This is a genomic window from Streptomyces sp. NPDC029159 (assembly GCF_055564055.1).
In genome coordinates, this window is record NZ_JBVHWT010000005.1 from 462,386 (window position 1) to 473,126 (window position 10,741).

The 10,741-nt window shown below is 74.0% G+C and carries 8 protein-coding genes; 3 read left to right on the plus strand and 5 right to left on the minus strand.

Going from position 1 to position 10,741, the window contains the following annotated elements:
• Positions 1–46: 46 nt before the first annotated feature.
• Complete coding sequence (locus ACZ4U4_RS14315; protein WP_467873081.1) at positions 47–658, plus strand: GTP-binding protein; 612 nt, start codon at positions 47–49, stop codon at positions 656–658.
• A gap of 99 nt (positions 659–757) precedes the next feature.
• Here ACZ4U4_RS14315 and ACZ4U4_RS14320 read toward each other — a convergent pair whose 3' ends face one another.
• The 3 genes from ACZ4U4_RS14320 to ACZ4U4_RS14330 form a co-directional block, all read right to left on the minus strand.
• Entirely contained in the window at positions 758–1,159 is a 402-nt protein-coding gene (locus ACZ4U4_RS14320; RefSeq protein WP_467873084.1) for an Mpo1-like protein, read from the minus strand.
• A 59-nt stretch (positions 1,160–1,218) separates the two neighbouring features.
• The gene (locus ACZ4U4_RS14325) at positions 1,219–2,118 is read right to left on the minus strand and encodes a M15 family metallopeptidase (protein WP_467873087.1); all 900 of its coding nucleotides are present in this window, start codon (positions 2,116–2,118) and stop codon (positions 1,219–1,221) included.
• A gap of 166 nt (positions 2,119–2,284) precedes the next feature.
• The gene (locus tag ACZ4U4_RS14330) at positions 2,285–4,657 is read right to left on the minus strand and encodes a glycoside hydrolase family 31 protein (RefSeq protein ID WP_467873089.1); all 2,373 of its coding nucleotides are present in this window, start codon (positions 4,655–4,657) and stop codon (positions 2,285–2,287) included.
• A 302-nt stretch (positions 4,658–4,959) separates the two neighbouring features.
• Between ACZ4U4_RS14330 and ACZ4U4_RS14335 the strand changes: the two genes are divergently transcribed.
• Together ACZ4U4_RS14335 and ACZ4U4_RS14340 are read left to right on the plus strand one after the other, a co-directional pair.
• Entirely contained in the window at positions 4,960–6,999 is a 2,040-nt protein-coding gene (locus ACZ4U4_RS14335; RefSeq protein ID WP_467873092.1) for an acetoacetate--CoA ligase, read from the plus strand.
• A 111-nt stretch (positions 7,000–7,110) separates the two neighbouring features.
• On the plus strand, positions 7,111–8,025 hold the full coding sequence (locus ACZ4U4_RS14340) for a hypothetical protein (protein WP_467873094.1): 915 nt from the start codon (positions 7,111–7,113) through the stop codon (positions 8,023–8,025).
• Positions 8,026–8,121: 96 nt separating this feature from the next.
• Here ACZ4U4_RS14340 and ptsP read toward each other — a convergent pair whose 3' ends face one another.
• Both ptsP and ACZ4U4_RS14350 read right to left on the minus strand, forming a co-directional pair.
• Positions 8,122–9,792: a phosphoenolpyruvate--protein phosphotransferase gene (gene ptsP, locus ACZ4U4_RS14345; RefSeq protein WP_467873096.1), complete on the minus strand. Its 1,671-nt coding sequence runs from the start codon at positions 9,790–9,792 to the stop codon at positions 8,122–8,124.
• Positions 9,793–9,870: 78 nt separating this feature from the next.
• Entirely contained in the window at positions 9,871–10,320 is a 450-nt protein-coding gene (locus tag ACZ4U4_RS14350; RefSeq protein WP_391647577.1) for a PTS sugar transporter subunit IIA, read from the minus strand.
• Between the last annotated feature and the right edge of the window lie 421 nt (positions 10,321–10,741).

The window sequence follows — 10,741 nt, forward strand, 5'->3', positions numbered from 1 at the left end:
CCGCGGGCAGGGCGGAACCATCGGCACATTCGGGAGAAGCAAACCCATGGTCCTCGGGCTTTCTGAGCGTCGCCGCCGGTCGTCAGCCGTCGATCCGACGACCCTGAAGATCCTCGTCGCGGGCGGATTCGGCGTGGGCAAGACGACGCTGGTCGGCGCGGTCAGCGAGATCAAACCGCTGCGCACCGAGGAACGGCTCACGGAGGCGGGCCGACCGGTCGACGACCTCGACGGCGTGGAGTCCAAGACCACCACCACCGTCGCGATGGACTTCGGCCGGATCACCGTCAACGACGCCCTCGTCCTCTACCTCTTCGGCACGCCCGGGCAGGACCGTTTCTGGTTCCTCTGGGACGAGCTGGCGCTCGGTGCGCTCGGCGCGGTGGTCCTCGCCGACACTCGGCGGCTCGCCGACTCCTTCGCCGCCGTCGACTACTTCGAACGCCGCGGGCTGCCGTTCACCGTCGCCGTCAACTGCTTCGACGACGCCGAGCAGTACCCGCCGGAGACGGTCCGCGAGGCGCTGGACCTGGACGACCAGGTGCCGGTGCTGCTCTGCGACGCGCGGAGCAAGGAGTCCGTCCGGGATGTGCTGATCACCGTCGTCCAGCACGCCATGCGGATCAGCGCCGAACAGCGCGAGCCGGCCCTGTCCTGACGGCCACGGGCTTCCGGGCCGCCTCGTCGGCCGTCCGGTGGCCGTGCCCGCCCGCGCCGCCCGGCGGGCACACCACCGTTCCCCCCCGCCGGGCAGGCGTCAGCGACCGTGTGTGGCGTGCCAGTCGGCGGCGATCCGGCCCAGCTCCGCGTCCCGCCCGGCGAGCATCATCCGGATCATCTGCGCATCGCCCCGCAGCGACCACGCCGGATGGCCGAACGTCGCCGGGTTGTTCCGCTCGATGAGGAAGTGCGCGGGCCAGGCCGTGCCGTAGCCGATGACCGGCAGCCCGAGCAGCAGCCGGGGCCGCCGCCGCACCGCCCCGTAGGCGGTGACCGCGAGCCCGGTGAGCGTCCCCGCGAGGTGCACCCACCGGGTCACGGCCTTCGCGTGCATCGCGACGTAGTACGGCCAGAACTCCTCGTACGACGCGAACGACCGCGCCGGACCGGCTGCTGCGTCCCGCTCCGTGGCGGCCGTGCGTTCCGTGGTGTCCGTCATGCCCGCACCGTAGCCGCGCGCCCGGACGGTGTCAGTACCGGCTCCGGGCGCGCGGTGGCTCACCGCCGCCCGGCGAGCGAACGCGAGGACACCGGGAAGTCGAAATAGGTGTCCGGGAACGTCTCCGGGGCGAGCGTGTAGTGCCACCACTCGTCGGCGTAGTTGGTGAAACCGGCCCGCTCCATGCCGTGCTTCAGCAGCAGCCGGTTCGCCCGCTGCTTGCCCTTGATGCGCGGGTCGAGAGTGTGCGCCAGCGTGTCGAAGCAGTCGAAGCCGGTGCCCATGTCCAGGGAGTTGTCCGGGAACCGCGTCGCCTGGGGGCCGTAGCACGGCGACAGCGGCTCACCGGGCACATACGGCCGGGTGGGGAGCGCGGGCAGCTTCACCAGCGTCAGATCGACCGTGCTGCCCCGGCTGTGCCCCGACTTCTCCGCGATGTACCCGTCCCGGAAGAGCGTCGACTTGTCGATACGGGGGTAGAACTCGCCCTTCATCCGCTGGTCGCCGAGGTCCTTCGCCCAGGCCATGAAGTGGTTCACGGCGCGCTGCGGGCGGTAGCAGTCGTACACCTTCAGGGAGTAGCCGCGCCGCAGGAACGCCTGCTGCGCCCGGTGCAGCCCCTCGGCGGTGTCCCGGGTCACCAGACAGGTCGGCTCGCGGTAGCCGGTGACCCGTACGCCCATGAAGTCGTGCGGGGTGAAGTACCGCATCTCCTGGATGATCGTCGGGTCCACGGTCCGCAGCGCGACGAACTCCGCGGGGGCGTGCGGCTCCCCGCCACGCGCCCCGCCCGCCACCGGGGAGGCCACCGCGCCCGCCGGGACCACCGTCACCGTCAGCGCGGCGGCCAGCCCCACGGTGAGCCCCCGCACCAGCCGCCGCAGCCGCCGCCGCGCCCCGGCCACCCGCTCGACGGCCCCTGCCGCCCCCGGCACTTCCGCATCACGTGCATCTCGCATTCTTGGCATGAGCACCGTCTACCAGCACCAAGGCCGCGGAGGGAACCCTCGGGGCGCCTCGCCGCGGCGGAACGGAAACGCCGCCGAGGCCCTCGGCGGCCCACCCGGGGGAGCGGGGCGGGTGCCGCGTCCGCCGGGCCCCGGCGCCTCCGGACGGGCCCCGGCTTCACCCTTCCGCCGCGCCCGCCCCTCGCACCCGTACGCGGTACCCCAGCGCGCCGCCGCCCTGACGCTCCACCACCACCCGGCCCCGCTCCAGCCACGACACGAACCGGACCGCCTCCGGGTGCTCGCCCCCGGTCTCCGGGACGACCAGCCCACCGCCGTTGCGCCCGGTGACCGGCGCCCAGACCTCCAGCTCGGTGGCGCCGTCCGCCCCCGTCACCGGGAGCACCGCCCCGGCCCGTGCCAGCACCGGTATCCGCGACAGCGGCGCCGCCAACCGCACCGGGCCGGGCCCGTCGTACGCCCGCCCCGTCGCCGTGTCGTACCAGCGCCCGCGCGGCAGCCGCACCACCCGCGTGCGCGCCCCCGGCTCCAGCACCGGCGCCACCAGCAGCGCGTCCCCCAGCAGGAACGCGTCCTCGCAGTCCCGCAGCGCCCGGTCGCGCGGCGTCCGCCACCACACCGGCCGCACATACGGCGCGCCGGTCAGCCGCGCCAGCTGCCCCAGCGTCGCGAAGTACGGCACCAGCCGTTCCCGCTCCGCCAGCGCCGCCCGTACGTGCGCCAGCACCTCCGCCCCGTGCCCCCACGGCCCCGCCTCGCCCCGGGTGCGGAACAGCGGCAGATACGCCGCCAGCTGACACCACCGCAGATACAGCTCCGACCCCGCCGCGCCCCGGCCCCCCACCTCCGGCCCGCTGTACGGCACCCCGCACAGCCCCAGGCCCAGCACCAGCGCCAACGACGCCCGCAGCCCCGGCCAGTCCGCCTCCGCGTCCGCCGACCACACCCCGCCGTACCGCTGCAGCCCCACCCACCCCGAACGGGCGAAGGCGAACGGCCGCTCCCCGGGGCGCGCCGCCCCCGCGCCCTCCTGCCCGGCGCGCGCCATCTGGAGCGCGTACACGTTGTGCGCCTCCCGGTGGTCACCGCCGCGCCCCTCCAGCGCATGGCGCGCCGACCGCTCCAGCGCCACCTCCCCGCACGCCGCGAACGGCACCGGAGCCGCCAGATCGTGCCCCGCCCCGGCGAACCCCTGCGCCCACCGCTCCGCGGACCGCCCGCCCCACCAGGCCCGCGCCGCCGGATCCGTGAAGTCCGGGAAGACCGACTCACCCGGACCCGCCACCCCGCGCACCTCCCGGCCCCGCGCATCGCGCACGAACGCCCCGGCCGCCACCCCGCCGTCGTACTCCGGCGCCCCCGCGCGCACCCGGACCGCCGGCCCCTCGACCGCCACGGCCCGCACCCCCTCGCCCGACAACTCCCGTGTCAACCGCGGCAGTTCGGTGCTCTCCGGCAGCACGCCGGCGCGCTCCCGCCGTGCCCCCGGTCCCAGCTCCAGATGGACGGCGGCCAGCGGCAGCCCGTGCTCCCGGTGGGCGGCCACCGCCCGCCGCACCCGGGGAGCGTCCCCCCGCAGCGCGTGCTGCGGACCGAACGCCCAGCGCGGCGGCGGCAGCGGTGCACCCGTCAGCGCCGTCCACCCCATCAGCACCCGGGCCGGCGTCCCCACCAGCACCCAGTACCGCAGCGGCCCGCCGTCCAGCCGCAGCGCGCACGCCCCCCGGCGGTCGTGCCCCGACCCCGCGCCCTCCCGGCCCTCCCGCAACGTCACCCAGCCGTCCCAGGAGTTGTCGTGGAACACCAGATGCGTCCCGGCGTCCGCCACCACCAGCTGCACCGGCATCGTCAGCCGGTCCTCGCCGGCGCCGCCCGGCCCCCCGGGCGCGGTGTTCCACAGCCGGTACGACCCGTCCCGCAGCCGCGGCCCCGCCGCCCGGCCCCCCAGCCCGAAGAACCGCGCGTCCGCCGCCACCTCCGACCGCTGCACCCACCGCGAACGGCCCGCCGCCCCGCCCGGGGAGCCGCCCTCCGGACCGGCACCGTCCGCTTCCCCGCCGGCGCCCGCATCCGTACGGTCCCACCACCGCGGTGGCAGCTCCCGCCGCAGCAGCACCCCGCCCGGCGTCCGCACCTCCACCGCGCCGTGCCGCGACACCACGACCGTCACCCGCTCCGACACCACCCGCCAGCCACCCTCGGTGTCCGGCTCCAACGCCGCCCGCGCATCCGCCTGCGGACACCCGGCCAGCGCGTACGACGGCTCCGGCGCCGCCCCGTCCCAGCCGCAGAACACCGCACCGCCCGCCGCCACCCGCACCCGCAGCGACGAGCGCGCGAACCGGATCACCCCACCGCCCGGCTGCGGTTCGGCCCCCTCGGCCTCCCCGGGGACCCGCGCACGCTCCCGCCCGCCCCGGGGCAGCGCCACCGCGTCCGCCCTCCGCCGCCGCCACGCGGCCCGTACCGACCGCAGCCCCTGCGCCGCACCGACGGCCCGCACCGATCGCACCAGATCACGCCCGTTCATGCTGCTCAGACTGTCATTCCCGACGATCACCCCGAGGGGCGTTCAACTTCCGTTCACCTGAGCGTCCACCGGGCGCCGCCCGACGGCCGAAGCCCCCACACCCCGGAGCCACGCAACCGGACCGCACCCCAGGTCACGGCCGCCCCACCGGACCGTCCGGCACCGCAGGGTGATCGTCGCCCCACAGGTCAACCCTGGTGCACAGGACGATCACATGGCATCGTCCAGGAAGGCCGCGTCACCCCCGCACCCGCGCCGGGCGCGGCCGACGCCCACCACGCGTACCGTCCGGGAGCCTCGACATGACCACCGCACCGTCCCCCGCCCAGCAGCCGACCCCCCTCTGGCAGCCCGGCCCGGACCGCATCGAGGGCGCACAGGTCACCCGCTTCCAGACCTGGGCCGCCACCCACCACGGCGCCCCCGCCGTCACCCCCGGCGACCCGCAGCGCAGCTACGCCGACCTGCACCGCTGGTCCACCGACGCCCTCCCCGTCTTCTGGCAGGCGGTCGCGGAATGGTTCGACGTCCGCTTCGCCACCCCGTACGACACCGTGCTCGCCGACCGGTCCATGCCCGGCGCGAGCTGGTTCCCCGGCGCCACCCTCAACTACGCCGAGCACGCCCTGCGCACCGCCGACGACCCGGCCCGCGCCGCCACCCCCGCGCTGCTGTACACCGACGAGCGCCAGGAGGTCACCCCCGTCAGCTGGGCCGACCTCCGTGACCAGGTCGCCTCGCTCGCCGCCGCCCTGCGCGACCTCGGCGTCCGCCCCGGCGACCGGATCAGCGGCTACCTCCCCAACATCCCGCAGGCCGCCGTCGCCCTCCTCGCCACCGCCGCCGTCGGCGCCGTCTGGACCTCCTGCGCCCCCGACTTCGGTGCCCGCAGCGTCCTCGACCGCTTCCAGCAGGTCGAGCCCGTCGTCCTGTTCACCGTCGACGGCTACCGCTACGGCGGCAAGGAACACGACCGCCGCGCCACCGTCGCCGAACTCCGCGCCGAACTCCCCACCCTGCGCGCCGTCGTCCACATCCCGCTGCTCGGCACGGACGCCCCCGAGGGCGCTCTCACCTGGTCGGACCTGACCACCAACGCGGCCGAACCGGCCTACGAGCAGGTCCCCTTCGACCACCCGCTCTGGGTCCTGTACTCCTCCGGCACCACCGGCCTGCCCAAGGCGATCGTCCAGTCCCAGGGCGGCATCCTCCTCGAACACCTCAAGCAGCTCGGCCTCCACTGCGACCTCGGCCCCGACGACCGCTTCTTCTGGTACACCTCCACCGGCTGGATGATGTGGAACTTCCTCGTCGGCGGCCTCCTGACCGGCACCACGATCGTCCTCTACGACGGCAGCCCCGGCCATCCCGACGTCGCCGCCCAGTGGCGCATCGCCGAAGCCACCCGCGCCACCCTCTTCGGCACCTCCGCCGCCTACGTCATGGCCTGCCGCAAGGCCGGCATCCACCCCGCCCGCGACCTCGACCTCTCCACCGTCGGCTGCGTCGCCACCACCGGCTCCCCGCTGCCCCCCGACGGCTTCCGCTGGCTCCACGACACCTTCCGGGAGGGCGGCGGCGACCTCTGGATCGCCTCCGTCAGCGGCGGCACCGACGTCTGCAGCTGCTTCGCCGGAGCCGTCCCCACCCTCCCCGTCCACATCGGCGAACTCCAGGCCCCCGGCCTCGGCACCGACCTCCAGGCGTGGGACCCGCAGGGCCACCCGGTCATCGACGAGGTCGGCGAACTCGTCGTCACCAACCCGATGCCCTCCATGCCGGTCCGCTTCTGGAACGACCCCGACGGCAGCCGCTACCACGACAGCTACTTCGACACCTTCCCCGGCGTCTGGCGCCACGGCGACTGGATCACCCGCACCGCCCGCGGCGGCGTCATCATCCACGGCCGCTCCGACTCCACCCTCAACCGCCAGGGCGTCCGCATGGGCTCCTCCGACATCTACGAAGCCGTCGAACGCCTCCCCGAGATCCGAGAATCCCTCGTCATCGGCCTCGAACTCCCCGACGGCGGCTACTGGATGCCCCTCTTCGTCCACCTCGCCCCGGGCGCCGTCCTCGACGACGCCCTTCGCGACCGCATCAAGCAGACCCTGCGCACCGAACTCTCCCCGCGCCACGTCCCCGACGACATCATCGAGGCCCCCGGCATCCCCCACACCCTCACCGGCAAGCGCATCGAGGTCCCCGTCAAACGCCTCCTCCAGGGCACCCCCCTCGACAAGGCCGTCAACCCCGGCTCCGTCGACGACCTCGCCCTCCTCGGCTTCTACGAGCGCATCGCCGCCGAGCGCCGCGACCGGAACAACGACCGCGCACAGTAACGGCCGGACCGCTCCACCCGCCGTTGTCAGACCCCACGATTACTCTCAGTGACGAATGAAGTCCGCGGCGGCACCCGCCGCCGCGGACGACCGACGCACCGAGGGGGCCTCATGACATCCGCGTTCCGCACCACCCGCCGCATCAAGGAACTGCTGCGCCGCGAAATCCCCGGCACCGCCGGCGTGCTCGCCGACCCGCACGACTTCGCGGCCATGCGCCGCTACCGCACCTTCCCCTTCCAGGACCACACCCACTACCTCCGCCACCTGGAGGACCACCTCCGCACCCGCACCGCCCAAGGCATGCGGACCAGCCTCGCCCTCTTCGACCCCACCGCCTACGCCGAGTACTGCACAGAGCTGGGCATCGACCCGGACAGCATCGACAGCCGCGCCCGCTACACCGCCGAACTCGCCGGCACCGGCGCCACCCTGCCGTACGCCGGTGAACCCCTGGCCCAACTCCTGCCGCTGCTCGCCGAGGAGACCGGACGGCAGGTCGTCTGGGACACCGCGGCCACCCGCCTCGCCGAGGCCGGCACCTGCCGGGAGTGCGGGGCAGACCTCTCCCACACCGCCTTCGCCCTCGCCACCGAGGCACTCAAGGAACTGCTCGCCGGCCTCGGCGACGGCACCCACCACCTCGTCTGCAGCATCCCCGCCGGCCCCCCGCCCCTCCTGGCGGCGCTCCGCGTCACCTCCAAGGAGGGTCGCCACAGCCTCGCGGAATCGCAGTCCCTGACCTTCTGCACGGTCCTGGCCGCGGGCATCGCCCACCGCACGCCTGGCGGCATCGTCTCCCGCAGCACCCGCCCGGAACCGCAGCCCGACGACACCACACCCCCGCACGACACCGTCCGCGGGTGGACACTGCGCGACGGCTGGCCCGAACCGCTCACCGCGGCCCAGGTCTTCACCGCCTACTGCACCGACGCCGACACCGGCGACCCCATCCCACCGGAGCCCCGCGTCCACCACGCCGAGGGCTTCCCCCTCACCCGCCCACCGGAGACCCACCACTGCTGAGCCCTCGCGACACCACGCTGATACGCCTGACGGCCGCCCCGCCACAGGGGCGGGACGGCCGTCAGATCCGTGACGAGCGGCAGAGCGCCGCCGGGTTCACTCCCCGGAGAGCACCGCCTGCGCGGCGACCCGCGCCTCCTCGGCGGTGTCCGCCGCCCGCGCCGCCGCAGCGGCACGCTCACACTGCGCCAGCGTGTGCTTGGCCAGCGTCGCCCGCACATAGGGAAGAGAGGCCGCACCCATCGACAGCGACGTCACCCCGAGCCCGGTCAGCACACAGGCCAGCAGCGGATCCGACGCCGCCTCACCGCACACACCACAGCTCTTGCCCTCGGCCTTCGCGGACTCCGCCGACAGCGCCACCAGATCCAGCAGCGCCGGCTGCCAAGGATCCTGCAGCCGCGACACCGCGCCCACCTGACGGTCCGCCGCGAAGGTGTACTGCGCGAGGTCGTTGGTCCCCAGCGAAAGGAACTCCACCTCCTGCAGAATCGACCGCGCCCGCAGCGCCGCCGACGGAATCTCCACCATCGCCCCGAACTTCGCCTGCAACCCGGCGTCCCGGCACGCGTCCGCGAACGCCTTCGCGTCCGTACGGTCCGCCACCATCGGCGCCATGACCTCCAGGTAGACGGGCAGCCCCTCGGCCGCCTTCGCCAACGCGGTCAGCTGCGTCCGCAGCACCTCCGGGTGGTCGAGCAGGGTACGCAGCCCCCGCACACCCAGCGCCGGGTTCGGCTCGTCGGCGGGCGTCAGGAAGTCCAGCGGCTTGTCGGCACCGGCGTCCAGCACCCGCACCACGACCCGGCCCTCCGGAAACGCCTCCAGCACCGTCCGGTACGCCTCGACCTGCTTCTCCTCGGACGGCGCCCGCTTGCTGTCGTCCAGGAAGAGGAACTCCGTACGGAACAGCCCGACGCCCTCCGCACCGGCCCCCACCGCCGCCGGCACGTCCGCGGGCCCGCCGATGTTCGCCAGCAGCGGCACCTTGTGACCGTCGGAGGTGGCACCGGGCCCGGTCGACGCGGCCAGCGCCGCCTTCCGCGCCGCGGCGTCCGTCTCCAGCTCCTCGCGCTTCGCTTCGCTCGGCTCGACGAAGATCTCGCCGGTGCTCCCGTCGACCGCGATGACGGTCCCCTCGGCCAGCTCACCCGCGCCCGGCAGCGCCACCACCGCGGGCACCCCCAGCGCCCGCGCCAGAATCGCGCTGTGGCTGGTGGGACCGCCCTCCTCGGTCACGAACCCGAGCACCAGCGTCGGGTCGAGCAGTGCCGTGTCGGCCGGCGCCAGGTCCCGCGCGATGAGCACATAGGGCTCGTCGCTGTCCGGCACACCCGGCATCGGCACCCCCAGCAGCCGCGCCACGATCCGGTTCCGCACGTCGTCCAGGTCCGCGACCCGGCCCGCCAGGTACTCACCCGCACCCGCGAGCAGCGCCCGGTACGCCGCGAACGCGTCGTACACCCCGCGCTCGGCGGTGCTGCCGACGGCGATCCGCCGCTCGACATCCGCGATCAGCTCCGGGTCCTGAGCCATCATGGCCTGGGCCTCCAGCACAGCCTGCGCCTCGCCGCCCGCCAGATTGCCTCGCGCGATCAGATCGGCCGCCACCGCCTCGACGGCCTGGCGGGCGCGCCCCTGCTCGCGCTCCGCCTCGTCGGCCGGGATCTGCTTGGCCGGCGGCTCCAGCACCGCCGTCCCCATGTGCCGCACCTCGCCGATCGCCACACCGTGACTCACGCCGACGCCTCGCAGCGTTGTCTCCATTGCACCCGTCTCCGGTTGATGCGGCGACGCGAGCCGCCGCGGTGGATGTCGAACCTGCCGTCGCGGGACGGCTCCCGGCTACTGCCAGGAGAAGAGGACCTCGCCCGCGGCGAGTTCGCCGTCCTCCCGCACGTCACCGAGCGAGTCGGCCGCAGCCTCCAGCGCGACGACGGGGCAGATCGGCGACTTGCCGGCCTTCTCGACCTGCGCGGGGTCCCAGCGCACGACCGCCTGGCCGCGCTGGACGGTGTCGCCCTTGTTGACGAGCAGTTCGAAACCCTCGCCGTTGAGCTGCACGGTGTCGATCCCGAGGTGCGTCAGCACCCCGTGCCCCTCGGCGTCCACCACGACAAAGGCGTGCGGGTGGAGCGAGACGACGACGCCGTCCACGGGCGCAACGGCCTCGGCGGGCTCGCGCACGGGATCAATGGCGGTACCGGGTCCCACCATCGCGCCGGCGAACACCGGATCGGGCACAGCCGCGAGTCCGATGGCACGTCCGGCGAGCGGTGACGTCACGGTGGTCATGGGAAGCCTCCCAGGGGTGGAGATACATCAGGCCGCCGTCACTACCTGTCCCGGACGGCGCACCGTTCAGAGCGTAAGTCATAAGAATCAGCCCCTCCGCATGAACGACACCCACCGAGCGGCGCCGATCAGCGCCCGGCGATTTGCCTCGCCCTTGGGGGGCCTGTACTGTCTGAGATCTGCCCGAGAGCGCCGACACCGCAGAAAACGCGATCAAGCGCCGTGGGCGGCACTCCTCGAATCGTGATTCGGAATATCGAATCCAATTCTGCATGCCTGTAGAAAGCCAGCGAATCGAGAGGCCCGAAAAGCCTGCTAGAGTGAAGCCGCGGAAAAGCCGAAAGGCCGGACCGCACCGGCGAAAATCAGAACCGAAAGGATCTGATAGAGTCGGAAACGCAAGACCGAAGGGAAGCGCCCG